Origin of the sequence: Pseudomonas sp. WHRI 8519, from assembly GCF_040224055.2 — a bacterium.
GTDB classification, from domain to species: Bacteria; Pseudomonadota; Gammaproteobacteria; order Pseudomonadales; family Pseudomonadaceae; genus Aquipseudomonas; species Aquipseudomonas putida_X.
Genome location: NZ_CP167996.1, coordinates 3,220,512 through 3,243,779, shown reverse-complemented (window position 1 = coordinate 3,243,779; position 23,268 = coordinate 3,220,512). Strand labels below are relative to the sequence as shown.

Below are 23,268 nucleotides of genomic sequence, written 5' to 3'. Positions count from 1 at the left end.
ACCCCGATGGTTGAAAGGGCCTGGATGTAAAGGATCACCTGAAGCTTGAGCCCAAGCGCGGGCTTCAATATGCGTTCCCCCTGGGATCGAACTCAGGAGCTTCCAGCATCGTCTGCATCGCTGATCAGAGACGTCGCTGCACTGCGTGTTGTTGGCCAGCAATTTCGAACCTGTTGCCCATTTGCAGTGTCGCGTTGAGATATAATCTCACTGGCTACGGATAAGTAGTTAACTAGCAGACAAAGGCACCGTCTGGTATCAATACAAAACCGCTTTGGATCAGTGAGTCATAAGGTACAAGCTATGCGCCGTTTCCTCCCATCGCTGTCCGCATTGCAAGCTTTTGAAGCAGCAGCTCGCCATCTGAGCTTTACGCGCGCTGCGGAGGATTTGCAGATCACACAGAGCGGGATAAGTCGGCAAATATCAAACCTCGAAAAACAGCTTGGTGTGGAGCTATTCCAGCGTGCAGGGTCGAGATTGATCCTGACTGATGCAGGGAAAAAATATCTCAGAGACGTAGATGTGATGCTTAATCAGCTGGAGGAAATGACGATTGACATCGTACGAGGGCGTAAAGCTGACTCGTCGTTGAAAATTGGTGGCAACCCAACCTTCATCTCGCGGTGGCTGGCACCACGTTTGAAGCAATTCATGGTGGGCGCGCCCGGGGTGCCCATCGAGATCTCTCCGGTATCTGCTGACATTGACTTCCAAACGAGTCCGATCGACATCGCCATCATCAGGGGAGCAGGGGCGTGGGCAGGCGCAAGGGCTCTGGAGCTATTCGTTGAGGAGCTGGTCGTTGTTGCGTCTCCCGAGCTGATCGCTCCCACGAAAAAGCTCAATTTCCTGGACTTCTCCCAAATCCCGACGCTGCAAAACTCGAGTAGACCAAGTCTCTGGCTGCAGTGGCTTAGGGCCTCACGAACGGAGCACAGCGGATTGATCCAGGGTGTGCGGTTTTCACAGAGTGACATGCTGATCAATGCTGCCGTGAGCGGGCTTGGTCTTGCAGTCGTTCCAATCCATTACGTGAGAAAAGAACTGGAAAACGGCCAGCTTCACCTGCCGTTTGGCCCCCCCGTTCGATCTAGCGACTCTTACTGGATTGTCAGCCCAGAACGCAAAATGCACAAACAGCATGCTCTGATCTTTCGTGACTGGCTAATCCAGCAGGCGAGAAAAGATCCGTTCACACTCCCCAAATAAACCGCGTTGACGTGATGGTCACCGCAAGCTGTGCTAGATTGATGACCGTTTACGTGAAGTGCTTTACTAATGGGCTCAATCGTGGTGTCGAGGATGTTTTTGTAAACAGCTTGCTATCAGGATTCGAGATTTCGAGTGGCTCTAGCTTTAAAAAAATCTCCTTTAACGCGCTTTCAATTCTTGACGTAATTTAATACGAGAGGCGTGGGTCATCGAGATCACTGCGGTGGGGTTACTGGGTAGGTCAGTCTGGTCGCAATGGCTGAGAATGAGTCATAATTTAGGTCATTTCTGATTCAGATATAGCTGAAAAACCATAGATTTCAACGGTTCGCAGGCCCGATGCGTATCTCGTTTATCGCTCCGCGTTCATTGCATGTGGATGGCTCATGCCGGGCATGTGGACATTTGGCTTATTCGGTGTGCGCTAGCAGCGCAGCATTTTTGCGTAGCTGATCCAAGTAATTCGCCCATTGCTGTGCCGCCTCTCGGCGTTGTGGCAGCAATTGGGCGCGCGCGTAAACCGCGCCCAGCGCGCCCGGCATGCGGTGAGACAACGACAACTCCAATACAATCGGATCGACGCCCAAATGCTCGTGGGCGATAGTGCGGTAGGTGGCGCGGAATCCGTGCGCGGTGATGGGGTAGTCCGGCCATATCCGCTGATAGGCCTTGGCCAAGGACGTGGCGTCAATTGGGTAGCCTGGATAGACTGGTGAGACAAAGACCCAGCCATTGCCTGCTTCATCCACCACCCGCCGTTCATGGAGTTCACGCAACAGTACAAGGGCCTGCTCCGGGAGTGGCACGATGTGTTTGCTCTTGTCCAGATGGCGGGTCTTCCCGACTATATAACGCCAGTCGGCGCTGATCAGGTCGACGTCTTCCCAACGCATTTTCACCAGTTCTCCAGGGCGAACAGGCAGGATCACGAGCAGGCGCATCGCTGTGCTCACACTGCTTGGGCTTAGTTGATCCAGACGCAGCAGAAAGTGACCCAAATCGGCTGGTCGTTCGATCGCTGGATTGCTGGTCACCACATGGCGAACCTTAAGCTCTTCGGTGTTGCTCAGGGCCACGTTGCGCTCCACCCAGCCACGGCCCTCGGCAAAGCCGAGGACGGCGCGGATGATGGTACGCACGCGCTTTGCCATGGCCAATGTGCGTGCGCGGCGCAGGGTAGCGATGATCTCGATGATGTGGTCCAGCTTGATCTCGCTGACGGGGATACTGCCGATCGTGGGCAGGATGTGATTGTTCAACGCGCCGCGAAAGCCCGCGAGGGATTTGCTCACGAGGTCGTGCGATTTGAAGGCCAGCCACTGTTCGGCCACGTAACTGAAGGTGCGTTCTTCATTGAGTAATTGATCGGCGATTTTCTTGCGTTTGGCCTTCAACGGGGCGACGTGTTGGGCTACGTTCTGGCGCGCAGCTCGGGCCAGGTCGCGGGCGTCTTTCAAGCCAATGTCGGGATAACGGCCGATCGCATAGACGTTCTCCTTACCGTGCAGGCGATACCTCATCCGCCAGTACTTGGCGGCAGGCTTGCTCGACTTCTGCGAGGCCTGGACATGCAGGTACAGACCTGGCACCTCGCCGTCAGCGTACTTGCCAGGTTCGGCAATGGAGCGCAGGAATGCATCGCTGAGTTTTCGCCGCAATCCAGGCGTAGAAAGGGAAGTCGTCATGTGCGGGTACTTTTTTTCGAAACGGGAAAAGTACCCAAAAATATACCCGCAGGCGCGTCGGAAAAGAGTGGAATTCGACGGACGGCTCTGGACCATGTTAAGAAGTAAGATACTGAATTGATTGGTTTTTGTGGATCTTGATGGAAGTCAGTCACAGGCTATCGGGATCCCCAAAGAACATCTGAATCCGCGACCTCAACCAGCGCTCCGCCGGGTCATTGTCCTGCGCCCCTCGCCAAGCCATGTGCAGCTCGAAGCTGCGCACCGTTATCGGCAGGTCTTCAGCCCGCAACCCGCCCGCAGCCGTGAGTGCATCAGCGGTGTAATCGGGCACCGTGGCAACGATATCGGTCCCGGCCAGCAGGCTGCCCAGGCCGTTGAATTGCGGCACGGCCAGGACCACATGGCGCTTGCGGCCGATCTCTTCCAGCGCTTCGTCGATGAAACCGGACAGGTCGCCTGCGAACGACACCAGTGCATGGGGCCGTGCGCAGAAGTCATCGAGGGTGATGCTGCCGGGTACGCTGTCGGCGCGCAGCAGCTTGGGCATACTGCGGCGCAGCACCTTGCGCTTCGCGTTGGCGGGCAGTTCGCTGGTGTAGCTCACCCCCACCGAGATTTCACCGGAGGCCAGCAGGGTAGGCATGAGCAGGTAATTGACCCGGCGCACCACCAGCACGATACCGGGCGCCTCGGCGCGGATGCGCTTGAGCAACTGCGGCAGCAGGGCGAATTCGGCGTCGTCCGACAGGCCGATGCGGAACACCGCGTTGCTGGTGGCCGGGTCGAATTCGGCGGCGCGGCTGACTGCGGTGGAGATGGAATCCAGCGCCGGCGACAGCAGGGCAAAGATTTCATGTGCCCGCGCTGAAGGCTCCATGCTGCGGCCGGTGCGCACGAACAGCGGGTCGTCGAACAGGTTGCGCAGGCGCGACAGCGCCGCGCTGATCGCCGGCTGGCCGAGGAACAGCTTCTCGGCGGCACGGGTCACGCTGCGCTCGTGCATCAGCGTTTCGAACACGATCAGCAGGTTGAGGTCTACACGACGCAGGTCGTTTCGATTCATCGGTGCGCTTCGCCTAAAGTGGGGCAGGGGTGAATCTTAAGGCCAAAGGCTGTTAACCTGCACCGATTTGTGGGGGCCAATGCACAGAAATGTGAGGTGCCCAATCGATGACAGGCATGTCGACTATTAATAGCCACTGATGGTCTAACGGCAAAAGCCCGGATAAAGTCCGTGGTAATACGAGATTCACAAAGGCGAGGTATGCGATGTCCCGCATGATCCGGTTCCACAAGTTCGGCGCTGCCGAAGTGCTCCGCTGCGAGGAGCAGGCCGAACCGTCAGCTGCTGTCGGCGAGGTGCAGATCCGCGTCGAGGCCATTGGCGTGAGCTGGTACGACGTGCTCTGGCGACAGAACCTGGCGCCATCCCAGGCCCGTCTGCCTGCGGGGATCGGCCACGAGATGGCCGGCGTGGTGACTGCGGTGGGTGAAGGTGTCGATGACATTGCAGTGGGCGACCGGGTGGCCAGCTTCCCGGCGACCAGCGCCAATGATCACCCGGTGTATGGGGATGTGATCGTCCTGCCGCGCACGGCGATTACCCGTTACCCGGATATCCTCACGCCGATCGAAGCCAGCGTGCATTACACGCCGCTGCTGATCGCCTACTTCGCCTACGTCGACCTGGCCAGGGCCAAGGCCGGGCAGACCGCGCTGGTCACCGATGCCAGCCACTGCGCAGGGCCCGCCTTCGTGCAGTTGGGCAAGGCCCTGGGCCTCAAGGTGTTCGCTGCCACCAAGGAGCCGGAGCAGCGCGATTACCTGCTGGGCCTGGGTGCTGACAAGGTGATTGTCACCGAAGAGCAGGACTTGCTCATGCAGGTTGGCAAGTACACCGATGGGCGCGGCGTGGATATGGTCCTCGATGGCATGGGCGGCCCACAGATGTCGCTCCTTGGCGACGTGCTCGCGCCACGCGGCAGCTTGGTGCTGTATGGCCTGCAGGGGGGTAACCAGACACCGTTCCCGGCCTGTGCGGCGTTCCAGAAGAACATCCAGTTCTACGTTCACTGTATCGGTAACTTCACCGGCAAGCCGGAACTGGGCATTAGCCAGGACCAGGTTGCGTTGCAGCGCGCCCTGCGTGATATCAACCAGTTCACGGCTGACCAGTTGCTGACACCGCAGATCATCAAGGTGTATCCGTTTGATCAGGTGGTTGAAGCGCACCGGTACATGGATGAGTGTCCTTGTGGCGGCAGAGTGGTGCTGGACCTGGGCGTGGCCTGATAGACATTGGATGTACAAGGAAACCCGGGCTTGGCTCGGGTTTTTTTTGCAGGTTCACCGCTCCTTCATGATGCCACCGGGCGAATGCCTTGACCGCAACGCCCTTAAACCCAGTGCGTGTAGTTCCAGTACCTTACCTCCAACTTTCCGTGAATAGTCTATTGCTTGGGACTATTCCTACAACTAACTAGTCCCCATCCTACATAAACAGTCATTGCCACTTCGCGTGCCCGCAAATCCTTTGAACATTCTTTGTCTTTGAAACTCCCCGGCCTCTGGCGCACAGTGACTTGTCATTCGGCTGAATGGTTTTTTTACCGGCATCTGTATCTTTTAATCGTTGAGCAACGCTTGATAATGGCGTAATGATGCTTTACGCAAGGAGCGTGCAATGGAGAAGAACACCCCTGGCTTTTGGTATTCTGGCGCAGCGCCGGGCACACGCGGGGTTTCATTTTTATCAATGTCATGGCGACAGTAATTCGTCACTTCAGTTTCTCTTAAAGACTTGTAGGAAGTTTCTTCAGGCTTGATTCGCCGCTTATTCATTCATGCAAAAGTGCATCGTTGGCGGTGGAAAGCATGAAGTAGTGAGGTGACATGTGAGCAATATCCACGACCAAGCTATGCACCATATCTACCAGCAGGTGCTGGATCGCGTGCTGGGCCATATGTCCCAGGTCCAGCGCGCCTCTTTACAGCTGTTCATTCAGCGCCTGCTGGTAGCCGCAGGTGGCCCGGAATACATCGGTACCTTCAAGTTGCTCGTGCTGCTAGGCGCAGACTGCCATAGCGCCCGGCTGCTGGCGGTCTTGCGTGCGGCCCAGTTGAGCATCGCCCAGCGTGCACCTGTCACCTTTCAGTTGCAGGTGGTGGCTGTATGTCTGCCTGCGGCCAGCGGCGCGCTTCTCGAGCAACATGAGCGTGTGTTCAGTGCCTTGTTTCTGCATGACGATCCTCGTGTGCAGTTGCAGATGCTCGAAGCCGGGCAGTTGGTGTCGTTCACCCGAAGGCCCTATCTGGAGGTCGCACCCTGGGCGCTGGCGCGCGATGCCCTGCTTGTGTTCGGCCATCTTGTCGATGCGCGGCCTGAAGCACTTTTGGGCAGCCGCACGCACCTGGAGCTCGGCGCAGCGCTGTGGCTGGCGCTTGAAGGCCAGCCGGCAGTCGATGCAATGGTAACCGCCATGCCTGCGCGGCAGCGGCTGCGTTACCTGGCATGGGCGCGCAGGGGCCTGCGCCAGTCGGGTGACGGGGGGACGGCAAACCTGCATCAATGCATGGCGACGCTTGCCGAGCGGTTGAGCCAGTTGCACAACACTGCCGGCACCTCACTTGGCGAGCCCGAAAAGCCGGGCACCGGGCGCTGCTCGGAGTTTCCGATCAGGTTGATTACCATCGACGACCTGATGCCCCAGCTGCTGAGTGGCGATGAGCTGGACTCGATGATGGAATGCCGCTTCGAAGCGGTGCACAAGGCCATGCCCCTGGCGAGTTTTCTTGACCCGCTGGCCTTGGCCCAGTTGCACGAATTGCTGTCGCGCTGCAATGCGCCTGTGCAGGCAAGCCCGGCGCAGCGTCTGCATTGCGAAAGGGCGCCAGCATCGCAGCACAGCCGTTTTGCCAAGGCCTATGGCCTTGAGCGAACTCAGCTCGTTTGCATGCTGCACAGCCCGTTCGCCAACAAGGGGCGTGGGCTGGAGCGCTTTCTGCAATGCTGCCACGCCGATATGTTGGTGGCCCTGCCTTATCTGCACCGCGTCATGCAGGGCAAGCCGTGTCCCGACCCTGTCAAGGATTGGTTGGTGAACACCAGTGGTTTGTCCCTCGCCCAATTGCGGGCCATCTACGAAGGGCGTTTGAATCACAGCACCTGGGCCTTGCTGGCCAACCTGGCGCGACGTGATGTGCATCTGGGGCTACTGGCCTGCCGGCCCGCTGCTGCTTCGATTGTCTGCGGGGGCTTACCTGATGGGGCGTGAATTCGCCTACCAGACGGTGTATCGATATCTGGAAGCGCTGATCGATGAGGCCGCGCGGGGAGGGCAGCGCCGTTTGCCCTCACTGCGCGCCCTGTCGCGGCACCTGCGCGTTTCATTGGCCACTGTGCAAACGGCCTACGGGTTGCTGGAACATGAAGGGCGGGTGCTGTCGGTACCCAAGTCCGGGTACTTTGTGCCTGCGGGAGTCATTACTGGCGTAGCGGCCACTGCCGAGTCGGACCAGGCCGTGCTGGCGCATCCGGCGATGGAGCGTGTCTTGTTCGCTCACGAACGACGGCTGGCCCGACAGCGGGCCTGTTCATCCTCCGGCGCCCAGAGTTCGGGAGAAGTTCGCCTGCGGCACATACTGGCCGAACGTTATAGCCGAGCGTCCCGGCAATCCTGGCGTGCTGAGGATGTGCACCTGGGGCCCGACATGCAGGCTTTGCTGGAAACGCTGCTGGAGGCATTGGCGTTGCATGGCAGCACGGTGCTGGTCGCATCGCCGTGCTGCTGGCGTTTGCTGAGGGTTTTGCAGCGCTTTGGTCTGCACGTGCTGGAGATGCCCGTGGACAACCACGGCAGCCCCGACCTCGGCAGCCTGGCGCGCCTGCTGGGGCGTGAGTCGGTACGCATGATGGTCATACCGTCCTGCCTTGGCATGCCCACGGGGCGGTTGATGTCGCAACAGGCCCAGCGGCAGATTGCCCACTTGCTGGCCGCGCACCCTGTGTGGCTGCTGGAGAACGATCTGGACAGCGAGTACTGTTTCGATAGACCGCCTGTGGCACGTTTGCGAGACTGGGTCGACCAACGTTGGCTGTTGGTGCTGGGTTCGCTGCAGGCGTTGGTCGGTGCCGAGGCGCCCTATGCGTATGTGCTGGGCCTGCATGGCACCCTTGCCGAACGGTTTTCCCGGCGGGCGTTCCAGCTGCCGCCCGTGCGTCAGCAGGCATTGGCGCAGATGCTCGGCAATGGCGAGGTCGATGGACAGTTGAGCCGGCGTCGGCTGGAGCTGCGCAAGCGTATGGAGCATTTATGCCATCAACTCACTGTTTGCCTGGGCGGGCAAGTGGCCTTCGACATGCCTGACGGGGGGTATGTCCTGTGGGTGCGCATGCTTGAGCCAATCGCCCTCGAGCGCATCGCGGCAGCATTGTCTGGCCCGGCCTTGCAAGTCCTGGCAGGTGCGCGGTTTAGTTTGCAGGGGCGTTATCAGCACTACCTGGCTTTCACCTGGGCAGGCGACCGGCCAGAAGCGCTTAGCGAGGAGCTTCGCCGGTTGAAGCAGCTGTTGCTACCGCGTCGCGGGCGCCAGGCTGACAGCAAAAGCTGATCGCCTGCCCTGGCAGGTCACGTATCATGGCGCCCTGTTCGTTCACACTCAGGAGCATCTGCATGGGCACCCCACATTTCCGTCAACCTGTTCCACAGGATGCCGAACGCTGCTACGAGATCGAAATCGGCGCGTACGAGGGCGATGAGGCCGCGACCCTCGAAAAGATCCGCACCCGCATCGCGCAGTACCCAGAGGGTTTTCTCCTGCTTGAGGTCGACGGCCTTGTCGTAGGCTTCATCAACAGTGGCTGCGCCCACGACGTGGTGATGTCCGATGAGGCCTTCAAGGAGCTGGTAGGCCACGACCCGGCGGCCGCCAACGTGGTGATCATGTCCGTTGTGGTGGATCCGGCTCATCAGGGCAAAGGCTACGCGAAGCTGCTGATGGACACCTTCGTGCAGCGGATGACCGCGCTGCACAAGCGCACCATCCACCTGATGTGCAAGCAGCAGCATGTCGAGCTGTACCGCAAGATGGGGTATCACTACGTGAAGCCATCGCCCTCGGACCACGGCGGCATGGCCTGGCATGAGATGGTCATGACGCTCTGAGGTGGCCCGCGCACCATTCGTCGGGCGTTGGCCGACCTGACCCACGGGGCTTGCCAGCAAGCGTTATCTGTATGTATAAACAGTGTCCGTTCCTGCTGCCCGACCCCGCCCTGTGATCGCCCATTCCGTCGACGACCCGCTCTATTACCTGCATAACTTCCGCCAGGTACTGCTGTGGGTCGAACACCGTTATGCCGACCTGCTCGATACCCAGGAGCTGGCGTTCATCCAGGCTTTTGCCAGGCTCGAGGAGCCAGCCCAGGCCCTGCTTGTGCGCATGGTGATGCGCAAGGGCGAGCTGTTTCGCAGCGACCGGCTGGATTATGCCGAGATCGGCGATTCGTCTGTGGCCTTGCAGCCCCTGCAGGCGCTGGGCTGGGTGCGCGAACCCGAACAGTTGAGCCTGGAGCAATTGTTCGCCTTGCTGCGCAAGGAAGAGCTGGCCAGCGGTTTTGCCGGCCTGCTGAGCCGACCGCGTGCGGCCAAAAGCGATCTGCTCGCGCAACTGCAAGCGTTGGCGCTGGCGCCCAGGCCACTGTCCGACTGGTTCGCCAGTGCACCGGTGCGCATCGTCCAGTGGTGCCTGCAGCCGCTGTGCGATCGCATGCGTCTGCTGTTCTTCGGCAACCTGTACCAGGACTGGTCTGATTTTGTCCTGGCCGACCTGGGCGTGCTGCGTTTCGAGCACGTGCCATTCAGCCCCGGCTCGCGGGCCTTGCAGCAGCGCAGCGACGTCGACCTGGCCATGGCCTTGCACCAGTGCGCCGAGCGCTTGGAGCTGGGTGAGGCGCCTGCGTCGATCCTTGAGGCATTGGTGGGCTGGGGCAGCGACAACCCGTGGCTGGCCCGGCGTCACGCGCGCTTGCTGTTTGCCTTGGGCCAGCAGTGCGAGCGCCTTGGCGACTGGGAGCTGGCACTGACGGTGTATGCCCAGAGCAGCCATGCCCAAGCGCGCATCCGCCAGGTGCGCGTGCTGGAGCGCAGCGAGCGCTGGCAAGACGCGCATGCCCTGGCATTGCAGCTGGCTCAAGCGCCTGCCAATGCCCTGGAAGTGCAGGCGCTGCAGCGCATGGTGCCGCGCCTGGTGCGCAAACTGGGCGGGCCGGCGCAGCGCCGTCGACGTGTTACACCCGCGCCGGTGATCGAGCTCGAACTGCCGCGCGAACAGGCTGCGTTGGGTGTCGAGGAGGCGGTTCGCCAGCACCTGGCGCAAGCAGGCGGGCAGGTTCACTACGTCGAGAACACGCTGCTCACCAGCCTGTTCGGGTTGTTGTGCTGGGAGGCGATCTTTGCCCCGATCCCCGGCGCGTTCTTCAACCCCTTTCAGGCTGCACCGCAAGACCTGCATGACTGCGACTTCCAACTGCGCCGCGCCGCTCAGTTCGATGCTTGCCTGGGCCGGCTTGACGACGGCTCGCATCAGCAGGCCATCCTCGACTGCTATGCCGCCAAGCAAGGGCTGCAATCGCCGTTCGTGTTCTGGCAGATGCTCAGCCATGCCTTGCTCGTACAGGCATTGGCTTGCCTCCCGGCGGAGCACCTCAAGCAGTGTTTCCTGCGCTTGCTGCAGGACATCCGCAACAACCGTACCGGCATGCCTGACCTGATCCAGTTCTGGCCGGAGCAGGGGCGTTACCGCATGGTCGAGGTCAAAGGGCCTGGCGACCGCCTGCAGGACAACCAGTTGCGGTGGCTGGAATTCTGCGCCGAACACGGCCTGCCGGTCGCGGTCTGCCATGTGCGCTGGAGCGAAGAGCCATGAACTACCGCGTGGCGGTGCGGGCTTTGTGTGAGTTCACTGCCAAGGCCGGTGATCTCGACCTGCGCTTCACACCGTCGCCCACTGCCCAGGAGGGTATGGAGGGCCATCGCCGGGTCGTGGCCAGGCGGGCCGCCGGCTATGAGGCGGAGGTCGCACTTGAGGGTGCGTATCAGGGCTTGCAGGTGCGCGGTCGCGCCGACGGTTATGACCCCGCCGCAAACCGGCTTGAAGAGATCAAGACCTACCGTGGTGACCTGGCCCGGCAACCGGCCAATCATCGCCAACTGCACTGGGCCCAGGCCAAGGTCTACGCCTGGTTGCTGTGCCAGGCACGGCAGTTGCCCGCCATCGAGGTGGCGCTGGTTTACCTGAACGTGGACAACGACGGGCAGACCTTGATCAGCGAGCATTACCGCGCCGCCGAGCTGCACGCTTTTTTCGAAACCCAATGCCAGTGCTTTCTCGCCTGGGCCCAGGCGCAAACGCAGCGCCTGGCCGAGCGTGACCGCGGCCTGCAGAGCCTGGGCTTTCCTTACCCGCAGTTTCGCCAAGGCCAGCGGCAACTGGCCGAAACCCTGTACAAGGCGGTCAGCACCGGGCGCTGCCTGATGGCCCAGGCCAGCACCGGTATCGGCAAGACCCTCGGCACGCTGTTCCCGTTGCTCAAGGCCATGGTGCCGCAACAACTCGACAAAGTGTTTTTCCTCACCGCCAAGACCCCTGGCCGCGCGCTGGCGCTGGATGCCCTGCAACAGATCACCCAGGCTACGCCGCAGCCCGCGCTGCGCACACTGGAGCTGATCGCCCGGGACAAGGCCTGCGAGCACCCCGACAAGGCCTGCCATGGCGAGGCCTGCCCATTGGCCCGGGGCTTCTACGATCGCCTGCCGGCGGCGCGGGAGGCTGCAGCCCGGTTGCCGTTGCTGGACCGCGCAAACCTGCGCGAAGTGGCCCTGGAACATCAGGTTTGCCCGTACTACCTGGGGCAGGAAATGGCGCGCTGGGTCGATGTCCTGGTGGCCGACTACAACTATTATTTCGACGCTCACGCCCTGTTGTTTGGCCTGACCCAGGCCAACCAATGGCGCGTAGCGGTGCTGGTCGACGAGGCGCATAACCTGGTGGAGCGTGGCCGTGGCATGTACAGCGCCAGCCTCGACCAAGGGCAGTTGCTGGCGTTGCGTCAGCGCAAGCCGCCAGGGCTGGCCAGCGCGCTGGACCGCTTGAACCGCCAATGGAATGCCGTGTACAAGGCGCAGCGAGCGCCTTATCTGGCCACCGAGCAGTTGCCGGACGCCTTTGTGCGTTCGCTGCAGCAGTGCATCGGGCTGATCCAGGAGCGTTTGAACGAGTCGCCCGTGGACGTGGATGCACACATCCTGCAGTTCTATTTCCAGGCGCTGCAGTTCAGCCGGGTCGCCGAGCTGTTCGATGAGCATTTTCTGTTCGACGTGAGTCTGCGCGCCGGCCCGCGTCAGCGACGCCTGGCCACCTTGTGCCTGCGCAACGTAACGCCCGCCAAACTGCTCGGCCCGCGCATGCAGGCTGCGCGCAGTGTGACGTTGTTCTCGGCCACGCTCAGCCCGCGGCATTTCTACACTGACCTGCTCGGCATGCCAGCGGATACAGCATGGCTTGAAGTGGCCGCGCCGTTTCGCGCCGAGCAGCTCGAAGTGCGCATCGCCAGTCAGGTCTCTACCCGTTACCACGAGCGTCAGGCCTCGCTGGCACCGATCGTTGCGCTGATCGCCGAGCAGTACCAGCGCCAGCCCGGCAACTACCTGGCGTTCTTCAGCAGTTTCGAATACCTGGAGCAGGTGCATGCGCTGCTGGCCGAGCGACACCCGGCGATTTCGGCCTGGGCCCAGGCACCAGGCATGGACGAAGCCGCACGCCAGGACTTCCTCGCGCGCTTTGCCGCAGACGGCCAGGGTGTCGGCTTTGCCGTGCTGGGCGGTGCCTTTGGCGAAGGTGTCGACCTGCCGGGTAGCCGGCTGATCGGTGCCTTCGTCGCCACCCTCGGTTTACCCCAGGTCAACCCGGTCAACGAACAGTTCAAGCAGCGCCTGGGGCGTCAGTTCGGCGCTGGCTTCGACTACGTCTACCTGTACCCCGGCGTGCGCAAGGTGATCCAGGCTGCGGGGCGGGTCATTCGCGGCGATCAGGACCGTGGCGTGCTGGTGTTGATCGACCAGCGCTTCGTCGAGCCGCGCGTGCAGCAGATGTTCCCTGGCTGGTGGCAGATAACCCGCGAATAATCCTCGGCAAGGCCTTCGCACCTCGTTGCAACTCCCAGTACACTGCGTGTTCCAACCCCAACATCCGTTGAACTCGAGGTTTCTGCATGACGCTCAGTCCTTTGGCAGGCAAGCCGGCTCCGGCCAGCGTGCTGGTCGATATCCCCCGCCTGCTCACCGCTTATTACACCGGCCGCCCCGACGCTGCCGTAGCGGCCCAGCGCGTGGCCTTCGGCACCTCGGGCCACCGGGGCAGCTCGTTCGACCTGAGCTTCAATGAAGACCACGTCCTGGCCATCACCCAGGCCATCTGCCTGTACCGCCAGGAAAAGGGCATCGACGGCCCATTGTTCATCGGTGCCGATACCCACGCATTGTCCGCGCCGGCAGCCGCCAGTGCCCTGGAAGTGCTGGCCGCCAACGGCGTGCAGGTGATGCTGTCCAAGGACGATGAATACACCCCGACGCCAGCGGTGTCCCACGCCATCCTGTGCTACAACCGCGGCCGCGATGGCGGGCTGGCCGATGGTATCGTCATCACCCCCTCGCACAACCCCCCGCAAAGCGGCGGCTTCAAATACAACCCGCCCAACGGTGGCCCGGCTGACAGCGATGTGACCAAGTGGGTCGAGGCCAAGGCCAACGAATTGCTGGCCGCAGGCCTGGCCGGCGTCAAGCGTATGGATCATGGGCAGGCCCTTCAGGCCCCGACCACCCAGCGCCACGACTATGTCAGCCATTACGTGGCCGACCTGGCAAACGTCATCGACTTCGACGTCATCCGCAGCGCCAATCTACGCCTGGGCGTTGACCCGCTGGGTGGGGCAGGGGTGCGCTACTGGTCGGCGATCGCCGAGCACTACAAACTCAACCTGGAAGTGGTCAATACCGAGGTCGATCCGACCTTCCGCTTCATGACCGTGGACTGGGACGGGCAGATCCGCATGGACCCTTCCTCGCCGCACGCCATGCAAGGGCTGATCGGCCTGCGCGAGCGCTTTGATGTGGCATTCGCCTGCGACCCGGACCACGACCGCCATGGCATCGTCACCGCCGATGGCCTGCTGCAGCCGAACAACTACCTGGCCGTGGCCATCGACTATTTGTACCGCCACCGCCCGCAGTGGCGCAGCGATGCAGCCGTGGGCAAGACGGTAGTGTCCAGCGGCCTGATCGACCGCGTTACCGCGCGCCTGGGCCGTGAGTTGTATGAAGTGCCGGTGGGCTTCAAGTACTTTGCCCAGGGGCTGTTCGACGGCTCGTTGGGCTTTGGTGGCGAAGAAAGCGCCGGCGCTTCCTTCCTGCGCATGGACGGCACGGTTTGGGCTACAGACAAGGATGGCTTGATTCCCGCGCTGTTGGCCGCCGAGATGACGGCACGTACCGGGCGTAACCCGAGCCAGGCCTATGCCGACCTTACCGCGGCGCTGGGCACCCCGTTCGCTACCCGCGTGGAAGCCAAGGCCGACGCTCGGCAGAAGGCGTTGCTGAGCAAGTTGGCGCCGGAGCAGGTCAAGTCGACCGAGCTGGCCGGGGAACCCATCGAGCAGATCCTCAGCCACGCGCCAGGCAATGGCCAGGCCATCGGTGGCCTGAAGGTGATGACCGCCAACGGCTGGTTTGCCGCGCGGCCATCCGGCACCGAGGACATCTACAAGATCTACGCCGAGAGCTTCATCGATCAGGCGCACCTGCAACGCCTGGTGGCCGAGGCGCAGCAACTGGTTGATGCCGCGATCGCCTGATTGACCTGTGAACAGGGCCGCAGCGCGGCCCTGCTTGTTCAAGCCACATCGACCAGCACGATCTCACTGTCCTCGATGGCGGTCACTCGCAGCACTTCTTCCTGCTCGATCGCAACCCCATCGCGGCCCTTGGCCCGCAGCCCATTGACCTCGACCAGGCCCTTGGCCGGCACCAGATACCCTCTGCGCCCGGTGTCAAAGCGATACTCGGCCGTTTCGCCTGCCCGCAGGGTTGCCGCCACCAGGCGCGCATCGGTACGGATTTGCAGGCTTTCCTCATCGCCCGCACGGCCGCTGGCCAAGGTCACGAAGCCTTCTGCGCGCTCGCCTTTGGGGAATGGCCGAGTGCCCCATGACGGCGCGTCGCCGACGCGTTCCGGCACAATCCAGATCTGGAAAATACGGGTATCGATGTCTTCCAGGTTGTACTCGCTGTGCACGATGCCTGTACCGGCGCTCATGACCTGGACATCGCCGGCTTCGGTGCGGCCTTTGTTGCCCAGGCTGTCCTGGTGAGTGATGGCGCCTTCACGCACATAGGTGATGATTTCCATGTCGCGGTGTGGGTGCGGTGGGAACCCGCTGCCGGCGGCGATCAGGTCATCGTTCCAGACTCGCAGGTTGCCCCAGTGCATGCGCGCCGGGTCGTGGTACTCGGCGAACGAGAAGTGGTGACGGGCATCGAGCCAGCCGTGGTTGGCATGGCCAAGGCCTTCGAAAGGTCGCAGTTGCAGCATGATCGTGCTCCTTGAATGGGTGGAATGGGGCCATGATGCTTGAAAGAAAGATCGAAAATAAGCGTAAATATCGGCTGACTATGATCGTTTAATTAGATGGATGTTGCCGATGTGATTTGTGCGGTTCATCGCCTAATCCACTGATCTGCAAGCATTCGCTAGCGATTTTTTGCCGATGCGGCGAACATGCACGTCGTTTCGATTTTCAACGGAGTGACCGTGGCCCACGAGCAACCCCAGGCCCCTGCCGACCTGACCCCGCCCGCACAATTGCCCTGGCTGCGCCGCCTGGCTGCACGGCTTTTGGGCCGTGGCCTGAGCCGCTTGCAGGCGCAACACCGTGACTCCTGGTTTCTGGGGCATGCCACTGGTCAGCGCAGCGGCCACGCTGATGGCGTACGCGAAGGTTTCGAGCGTGGGCGGGTGGAAGGTTATGAGGCGGGCCGCCAGGTCCTGGTGATTCGCGATGCGCGCCCTGAGAGCGCGGCAGTACCTGGCCGGGATGACCTGTTGTTCGACGACTGGCGCCTGCCGCTGACCACCGAGCTGAAAAAGCGCTTTAAGGCCGATGTAGCCCAGCGGTTGCCCGCTCAGGCGCAGCCCAGTGCCGCTCAGTGGAAGCTGATATTCAGCGATACGCCCTCCACCTGCGTGGTGGCTGGGGCAGGGGCCGGCAAGTCCACGTCGCTGGTGTTGCGCATCCTGCTGCTGCGCCATTACCTGGGCTACGAGCTGGACGCGATGACGGTCGTCACCTTCACCCGTGAGTCTCGCAAGGATTTCATCAAGCGCCTGGTGCAGGTGTTCTCGCTGTGGCAGCTGGACCTGCCGCCGGCGCGTGCCCGCGAGCTGGTACGTACCTTCCACTCCCGCATCCTGCCGCTGGTCCGCAGCCTGCCGGGCTTTGGCCAGGTGCGTGCATTCGAGACCCTGGGCAACGACATGCCAGCGGGGCGTGAGGCGGAGGCTGAGAGCAACCTGTTCGACCTGCGCCTGAATGACGCCCAGCGCCAGCAGCTCAATCTGTGCTATCGCGACCTGCTCGCCGAAAGCCCGCGCTTTGCAGAAATCATCGCGACCCTGCGGCGTGAAGCCCTACAGCTCAAGCCGCTGGACCCGGACCACCCCGACGTGCAGAAACGCGTGCAGGTGACGCAGCTGGCTGCCCAGCGTGACGAAGAGCTGTGCGACGTGATCGAGGACCTGTGGTTCGCGGCGGGCGTGTGGCCGATCAAGGGTATCGAGCCGTGCCGTGAAACGGTCGACATCCGGGGCAGCCGGTTCCATGTGCATGGCCGCCTGGAAGGCCTGGATGCCTGGGTAGTGCTTGGGTTCGACCCGTCGGAAAGTGCACAGTACCAGCGCCCGGGTGCCAAGCTTGCAGTCCGTGCCGAATGGGCGGTCAAGCGCACGTTGCTGCAGGCGTTCTGCGACCGGCCGCTGATCTGGCTGGACAACTATGCGATGGCCCGGCGCCTGGCCGCCTCGCTGGCCGGCGACGCGGTCGCGGGCCCCGGGTTCGAGTACAAGGTCAAGGGCGAGCTGGCCCCGGCGCCGTTGCTCGATGCCTTCGTCGGTGCTGCCAACTTCATCGAAAACCTCGGCCTTGAGGTCAACACTGCGGTGGCGGCGATGCGTTTCCCCTCCGGCGACAGCGACGCATTGTTCTTCGAGGCGCTGGCACTGTACTGGAAGGCCCTCGAGTCCCATCTGCTCGACCAGTCGCCGCCGGTGATGAGCTACAACCGCATGTTCGCCCTGTTCGGTGAGAACAATCCGGAAAACCTGCACCTGTTGCCCGACCCGTTGCTCAGGCCCTTGGCGCATCTGATGATCGACGAGTTCCAGGACGTTTCGCCGCAGATCGTCAGCTGGCTGCGTGCCAGCCTGGCGGAGATCCGCCGGCGCGGACCGGCCATGCACACGGGGCGCAACGCCCAGTATTCGTCTCTGCTATGCGTGGGTGACGATTGGCAGTCCATCTATGGCTGGCGTGGCAGTTCGCCAAAGTACTTCATGGAGTTCACCAAGACCTTCCCGTCGCCGGCCAACACGCGGGTGATGCTGGTCGACAATTACCGCTCTCAGCAACTGGTCATCGAGGCTGCCGAGCATCTGGTCAAGGGGGCGCCAGCGATCACCGGCAAGAAGGCCCGGGCCGCGGGCCCTGCCGCCGAGTTGCCGGTATCGCCAGTGAAGGTATGCGAACGTGACGAAGCGGTGCTTGGCCAGACGCTGATCGAACATTACCAGCGTGGCGAATCGGTGATGATGCTGTACCGCAAGGGCGCCGACAAAGCCTTGATGAGCGAGCACCTGGCCGGCGTGCTGCAAGACGAAGCGGCATTGCCGCCCGAACAGCGGCGTCTTCGCCAGCTGACCTACCACAGCGCCAAGGGGCTGCAGGCCGATGCCGTGTTCATGCTCGGCGATTGCCAGTACCTGACCAGCTCGCCATACAAGAACCAGGTATATCGCCATGCTGGCCTTGGCCGTGCCGGTGATGCCCAACCGTTCGATACCGCGCAAAAGGAAGAGGTACAGCGCTTGGCCTATGTGGCAGTCACACGTGCCGCCAAGCACTGCTATTGGCACGTCGAGGCGGCCAGCGGCGAAGCGGCCGCGGCGCCACGGGCTTCGAGCCAGGTGGATGGCCGGCAGGCGTTCTTCGAAGACCTGCGCGGCCAATGAGCACGGCTTAGCCGGCGAGGGTTTCGGCCTGCCGGGTGAGGCTGAGCAACAGGCCATGCTCGACCTTTTGCTGCTCCTCGTTCAAGGCGCGCATGGCTCGGTCGAATTGGCCCTCATTGATCGGCACACGCCGCAGCAGGCCGTTTTCATCCAGCGGGTTATGCGGCAGCACAGGCACCAGGGCTTGCAGCACCGAGGCGTCCAGACGGGTGACTGGCTCCTCGCTGTCATTCAGGCAATGGAACAGGTAGTCATGGCCCACCCTCCAGAAATCGGTGAGCAGGCTGAAGGCTTCGCCATTGTGACGCTTGAGGTATTGCACCCAGCCTGCCTGCCCGACTATCCATACCAGGCGCCTGTCGGTTGCGGCGTCCTGGGCAAGCACTGCGCTGTGCACCCTGTCGATGATGGTGCTGTTGATCCTGGCCGTGTCCCGGTAGAGCATGCCGCGGCTGGGTTCAGGGAAGCCCAGCCGCGTTGCAAGGGATTGGCGCAAAGCAAGGCGGACTTCGATATCGTCGACCAGCCCCCGTTCCAGGTCGACGTCAGGAAAGGCCGCCGGATCATCCAGTGAATCGTAGCGGGGCAGGTCCGTGTCGAACACGCCGTTTTGCAGCGCCTGCTTGCGTAATGTCCTTCTCAGGCTGATGCGGTCGGCCAGTTCATTGACCAGCTCCCGGCGGTAAAGCTTGCGGTAGAGCGCGAGCAAGGTCTTGGCCTGATCACTGCTGTGGCCTGCGGCCTCGTGGGCCAGCACTTCGATCTCCAGTGCACTGAAGGCATCGGCACCGGCATCACCGCAGGTCGGCGGATACGCACGGGCGACGTCGGCAAGGCGTTCGCGCAGCGCCGTGTCCCGGCCGGCGTTCTCCAGCAGGGCCCAGAGCCTGCGGCGTAGGTGATCTGGCTCGTGCCGCGCCTCGGCTGACTGTACCAGGCGTTCGAGAATCCCCAGCAGCTCACCGTTTTCGCCTTGGTCGAACAGATCGCTCCAAAGCTGGTCCTGATGCGTGGAGGCGGTACTGCGCCACAGGGATTGCCATTCAGGCATGTCGGGTGCGTGCTCGAAAACCCCGACGCCGCTGGCACGCAGTTGCGCACGGGTTTGCGCATCAAGCGTGTTGAAATTGAGGTGCCAGCGCCGTTCGGGTAATTGCGCAGCGACATCCCGGGCGAATGGGGTGCGTAGAATGTCTGCGAGGTTGGGCAGGGTGCGAATACGGTTCATGGACAGGTCCAGGTGACGCAGTTGGTACTGATGCTGGCTCATCAGCTGGGTCAACCCCTCGGGCCATTGCTGCAAGCCGCAATTGTTCAGGCTCAGGGTGCGCAGGCGGCCCATGTAGCTGACGTCGGGGGCAAGATCCAGGGTGTTGAAATCCAGCATCAGTTGCTGGGGATGAACCATGGCCTGGAACGCCGAGGCCAGGGTTTGGTCGAGGGTAATGGCATTATTTCCAAGGTCCAGCACATCCAGGCGAAGGCCAGCCAGCGAGGCGATGCTGGCAGCGTCCAGTTGCAGACGGTTCCTGCGCAGGTTGAGCTCGCGCAGGCCGGGCATGGCGGCCAACGCCTCATGGGCCAGGGGCGAGAGGCCTGGCAAAGCATTTTCGGTGAGCTGGAGCGATTCTAGGCCAGGGGCCGACTTCAGCGCCTGGAACAACCCCTCGGCGTCTATGTCCGGGTTACCGCTCACCTCCAGTGCGCGCAGGCCAGGGAAGCAAGACAGGAAGCCGCCTTCCAGGCGCTCGAGCTCCAGTCCATCCAGCACCAGGGTGCGGACATGGGGCAGTCGTGCCACCAGTGCCGGGAGGATGCGCAACCGCATGCGGTCCAGCCTCAAGGTGTCCCGGCTGGCGCCACCTTCGCGGCTCCAGGCGGCGAGCAGCTTCTCGGCGAAGTGGGAACGGTCGAAGCGATCGTCCAGGCCAGACGCGTCACCGACCCATCTGCTCAGATCTTGGCGCAAGGTCCGTTGCTCGGCTTCCAGCCGGCTGATCTGTGTACCCAGGTTGCCCGCCTCTGCCAGTTCGGACTGCAGCGCCCTGAGCGCTCTTTGGTCGAGCTCAGGAAAGAGCGCGCCCAGGCGTTGCACTGCGCGCCCGGCGCCGCGGCCACTGAGCGGGTAGCCAATACGGCCGGCGGCAAGGCGCAAAGGTGAACGATAGCCAGGCTTGATTGGCTGCTGGCCAATCAGCGCAGCGCAGTGTTCGCGGTTGGCGAGGGCAAGTTCAAGCAGTTGCGTGGCGCTTGCCTGCGGATGCTGGCTAAGCAGGCCTTCGATCAACCGCTGGCTATCGCTGTTGGCCAGGTGCGGGCGGTACAGACCGATGATGGCGCGGTCCAGCCGGGTGCGGGCTTGCAATTGCCGCGCTTCTTCGGCTAACCGTAACGGCACACGTCCGGTTGCCAGGCGTGCACGTTCGGTATGGCTGGCCGCCTGGACGATCTCTTCCAGGGCACTGGGTGGCACACCGGGGAATTGCCTGCGCAATGGCTGTGCCGCTTCACTGGCCGGCTGGGCATGGTAGTTCAGCATACTGTGGTAAATCGCCTCGCGCTGGCTCTGCAGCTGTTCGCCCAGCCTGGCGTTCAGGGCCGAGCCCCACTGCTGCAAGGGCAGGTCGCCGAGCATGGCACGCACGTGTCGCTCGTCCAGCTGTGCAACGACGGCGTGGCCCAATTGACCATTCTCCAGGTCCGTGCGGGTCAAGCTGATTTCCACCTGGCCAGGGGTGTCGGGCGCGCCATAGCGCAGCGCATCGCCCCAAGGCTCGGGGCCGGTGAATACCTTCAGCACGTGATCTTGCGGCCAACCTGGCAAGCGCAGCAGTTCCGGTAGCGCGAAGTTTTTGTGGGCAGCCATTGAAAGGCCGTTGCGCACACGGTGGATCAGGCTCTGCACCTCGTTGTCCAGGCGTAGGCGCAGCAGCATGTCTTCCAGCAAGGCCGGGGGGCGCAGCCCTTTGGCATGCATGCGGCGCAGCACAAAGGCGTCTGCACCGGTACTGCGCATCGCCGTGATCAGCTCGCCGCTGTCGAGCCCCCGGCTCGTGAGGCCAAGGCGCTGCAGCACCTGCGTATCATCCCACTGCACAGGCTGCTCGTGGGCCAGTAGCCAGCGCCCGTCACCCTGGTGGTGTAGCAGTGGCGCGTAGGCGGTTGGGGCGCTGGGGTGGCGGATGCGCCATTGCTGGTCGGGGCCCTGGAACGTCTCGTAGGCCGTGCCTTCCAGCACGACGTAGCGTTTGCCCTCGAGCTCGTAATGCCCGATCGCATCGGGCTGGCCTTCTGTTGGCAGCGTGACCGGACTGGCATAGGGGCCCATGTCCGGGTGCCACAATTGCAGACGGTCTTCATGCCATACCGCTTGCATGGCATCGACGAAACCTGACGCTTTGATGGCCTTGGCGGCGCCGGCAAACCCTGCGATCGCGGCAGCATTGATGGCCAACGATTCAACCTGGGCCAGTGCTTGCGCGGTATCTCCTTCTTCCCAGGCCTCGAAACCGGTGAATACCGAATCCATCAGTTGATAAGCGAACACGCCGGTCATTACCGCGTTCAGGCCGGGCACGAAGAACGCGGCGATGTTCAGCACGTTCATGCCCATCTCCAGCCAGTACCGCAGGTGTCTCTGATGAACCTCGGCGTCGACATCGGCTGTGGGGACCGCCAGGACCCTGGCGTCGGCCTTGAGGCGGTCGAGGTGGGCACGGTAAAGGGTGGGCCACAACTCGGTTCGTGTTTGCGCTGGCACGACGTGGAGGTTGGGCGAGGTGCGTGGCCGTTGCCTGCCTTGCTCATCGGTCTCGAACAGTGCGTCCCGCAGCCTGCCCGCCAGCCTGGGCTGATCGCGCCTATAGGCGAGCCCGATCACGGTTTGGCGGAAGGTGCTGTGCACCAGGCGCTGTCGGAAATACGTGGCAGCAGCCTGACGGGAGGGGTATTCGCGCACCGGGTGCTCGCTGTCGCCTGGGAGGTAGACGATGCAGGGGGTGATTGCACCTGGCGTATCGGCGCCGATGAACAGCATCTCGTGCAACGGAACGTCGAGCAGGCTCAAACGCCAGCTGTGCAGGGGATGGCCGTCGTAAACGGGGTGAGGTACGCCATTGCACAGCTCGCTGATCGCGGCAAGGCCTTCTGCGCTCAGCAGGCCTTTGAGCCAGGCGATGTAGGCCTGCACGCGCAGTTCTTCCTGGCTGGCCCGCATCGACAGCTGGCTGATCTGCGCCTTGAGCGGGCCCTCATAGATGGCCTGCAGGTGGTCCTGATAGTGCTGCCCGAGGTTAAGATCCCGGCAGTGCCCCGCGAATTGCACCGCGGACAAACCGGCCAGCGGCGTGTCGTCATCGGGCGCGCGGGTCAGATCGCTGTAAGGCCCGACTTGCTGGGCGCTTTCGAAGTTGTGCAGGGCGGCTTCGAGCAAGCTGCGGGGTTGGCGAGGGCCTACGGGACGGGTGACGAAGGCCTCAACCTGCAGTTGCCCATCCCCGGGTACGTCCAGGCTGCCGGGGCCCGGGCCATAATTGTTGACCGTCTCGAAGGGCTGAAAGTTGTACTGGGCCTTGTCCACGGCCACGTTGAGCCCCAGCCGGCGGCTCAGCAGCGGGCTGCAGAACGCAGTGATGTCCTTGAAGCCGACAAGTGCGTTGCTCAGTTGGGTAACGCAGGTGTCACGTTGCCTGATGAGCGTGCGCAACTGCTCACGATGCGCTGGCAGCGCGGTCGCATACCAGCTGTAAGGCGCGCCATTCTCGTCCACGTAGGGCGCGCGTGCGCGTTGCACGATGCCTCTGGCGTGCGTGGGATGCAGGGTGCGGGCCCATGGGGGCAGGGCCTCGGTGATCAGGTCGTGGTGCAGGGCAATCGCGTTGTGCATGGCATGAGCCTCTTATCTATGGAGGCGGTAGTCGACACCGCTGGCGAAACGGCCGTGCGGTAGATAGTTGCCCGCAAGGGTCGGTCTCGTGCATGCATGGGTCGGTAAGAGGCCAGCAAGGCAGGCCACGCTGCGAGATGGTGG

At 62.5% G+C, this 23,268-nt stretch carries 14 protein-coding genes; 9 read left to right on the top strand and 5 right to left on the bottom strand.

Annotation, left to right across the window (positions count from 1 at the left end):
- Window positions 1-303: 303 nt before the first annotated feature.
- Window positions 304-1,212: a LysR substrate-binding domain-containing protein gene (locus tag ABRP30_RS14800; RefSeq protein ID WP_349975694.1), complete on the top strand. Its 909-nt coding sequence runs from the start codon at window positions 304-306 to the stop codon at window positions 1,210-1,212.
- A 413-nt stretch (window positions 1,213-1,625) separates the two neighbouring features.
- On the opposite strand, the gene ABRP30_RS14795 is transcribed toward ABRP30_RS14800, so the two are convergent.
- Window positions 1,626-2,900, bottom strand: a complete 1,275-nt coding sequence (locus ABRP30_RS14795; RefSeq protein WP_349975693.1) for an integrase arm-type DNA-binding domain-containing protein — start codon at window positions 2,898-2,900, stop codon at window positions 1,626-1,628.
- 151 nt (window positions 2,901-3,051) lie between these two features.
- Entirely contained in the window at window positions 3,052-3,966 is a 915-nt protein-coding gene (locus tag ABRP30_RS14790; RefSeq protein WP_241803743.1) for a LysR family transcriptional regulator, read from the bottom strand.
- A 206-nt stretch (window positions 3,967-4,172) separates the two neighbouring features.
- On the opposite strand from ABRP30_RS14790, the gene ABRP30_RS14785 reads away from it, so the two are divergent.
- Entirely contained in the window at window positions 4,173-5,195 is a 1,023-nt protein-coding gene (locus tag ABRP30_RS14785) for a zinc-dependent alcohol dehydrogenase family protein (protein WP_349975692.1), read from the top strand.
- Between the two features lie 333 nt (window positions 5,196-5,528).
- On the opposite strand, the gene ABRP30_RS14780 is transcribed toward ABRP30_RS14785, so the two are convergent.
- Window positions 5,529-5,744, bottom strand: coding sequence for a hypothetical protein (locus ABRP30_RS14780; RefSeq protein WP_267816493.1), 216 nt, complete (start codon window positions 5,742-5,744; stop codon window positions 5,529-5,531).
- A 53-nt stretch (window positions 5,745-5,797) separates the two neighbouring features.
- Here ABRP30_RS14780 and ABRP30_RS14775 point away from each other — a divergent pair, with 53 nt between their 5' ends.
- The 6 genes from ABRP30_RS14775 to pgm all read left to right on the top strand — a co-directional run bounded on the left by ABRP30_RS14775 (window position 5,798) and on the right by pgm (window position 14,811).
- Window positions 5,798-7,177, top strand: a complete 1,380-nt coding sequence (locus ABRP30_RS14775) for a hypothetical protein (RefSeq protein ID WP_349975691.1) — start codon at window positions 5,798-5,800, stop codon at window positions 7,175-7,177.
- Window positions 7,167-8,513 (top strand): PLP-dependent aminotransferase family protein, encoded by a 1,347-nt coding sequence (locus tag ABRP30_RS14770; protein ID WP_349975717.1) that lies wholly within the window; start codon window positions 7,167-7,169, stop codon window positions 8,511-8,513. The genes ABRP30_RS14775 and ABRP30_RS14770 overlap by 11 nt, the downstream gene beginning before the upstream one ends.
- A 62-nt stretch (window positions 8,514-8,575) precedes the next feature.
- A complete protein-coding gene (locus ABRP30_RS14765) occupies window positions 8,576-9,067 on the top strand; it encodes a GNAT family N-acetyltransferase (protein ID WP_349975690.1) in 492 nt (163 codons plus the stop codon).
- A gap of 112 nt (window positions 9,068-9,179) precedes the next feature.
- Entirely contained in the window at window positions 9,180-10,829 is a 1,650-nt protein-coding gene (locus ABRP30_RS14760) for a VRR-NUC domain-containing protein (RefSeq protein WP_349975689.1), read from the top strand.
- Window positions 10,826-13,087: an ATP-dependent DNA helicase gene (locus ABRP30_RS14755; protein ID WP_349975688.1), complete on the top strand. Its 2,262-nt coding sequence runs from the start codon at window positions 10,826-10,828 to the stop codon at window positions 13,085-13,087. Before ABRP30_RS14760 ends, ABRP30_RS14755 begins: the two co-directional genes overlap by 4 nt.
- A gap of 86 nt (window positions 13,088-13,173) precedes the next feature.
- Window positions 13,174-14,811: a phosphoglucomutase (alpha-D-glucose-1,6-bisphosphate-dependent) gene (gene pgm, locus ABRP30_RS14750; protein ID WP_349975687.1), complete on the top strand. Its 1,638-nt coding sequence runs from the start codon at window positions 13,174-13,176 to the stop codon at window positions 14,809-14,811.
- Window positions 14,812-14,849: 38 nt separating this feature from the next.
- Here pgm and ABRP30_RS14745 read toward each other — a convergent pair whose 3' ends face one another.
- Window positions 14,850-15,548, bottom strand: coding sequence for a pirin family protein (locus tag ABRP30_RS14745; RefSeq protein WP_241803736.1), 699 nt, complete (start codon window positions 15,546-15,548; stop codon window positions 14,850-14,852).
- A 186-nt stretch (window positions 15,549-15,734) separates the two neighbouring features.
- On the opposite strand from ABRP30_RS14745, the gene ABRP30_RS14740 reads away from it, so the two are divergent.
- Complete coding sequence (locus tag ABRP30_RS14740) at window positions 15,735-18,239, top strand: UvrD-helicase domain-containing protein (RefSeq protein WP_349975686.1); 2,505 nt, start codon at window positions 15,735-15,737, stop codon at window positions 18,237-18,239.
- Between the two features lie 7 nt (window positions 18,240-18,246).
- Here the strand turns inward: ABRP30_RS14740 and ABRP30_RS14735 are convergent, their stop codons facing one another.
- Window positions 18,247-23,124, bottom strand: coding sequence for an NEL-type E3 ubiquitin ligase domain-containing protein (locus ABRP30_RS14735; protein ID WP_349975685.1), 4,878 nt, complete (start codon window positions 23,122-23,124; stop codon window positions 18,247-18,249).
- Window positions 23,125-23,268 lie beyond the last annotated feature (144 nt).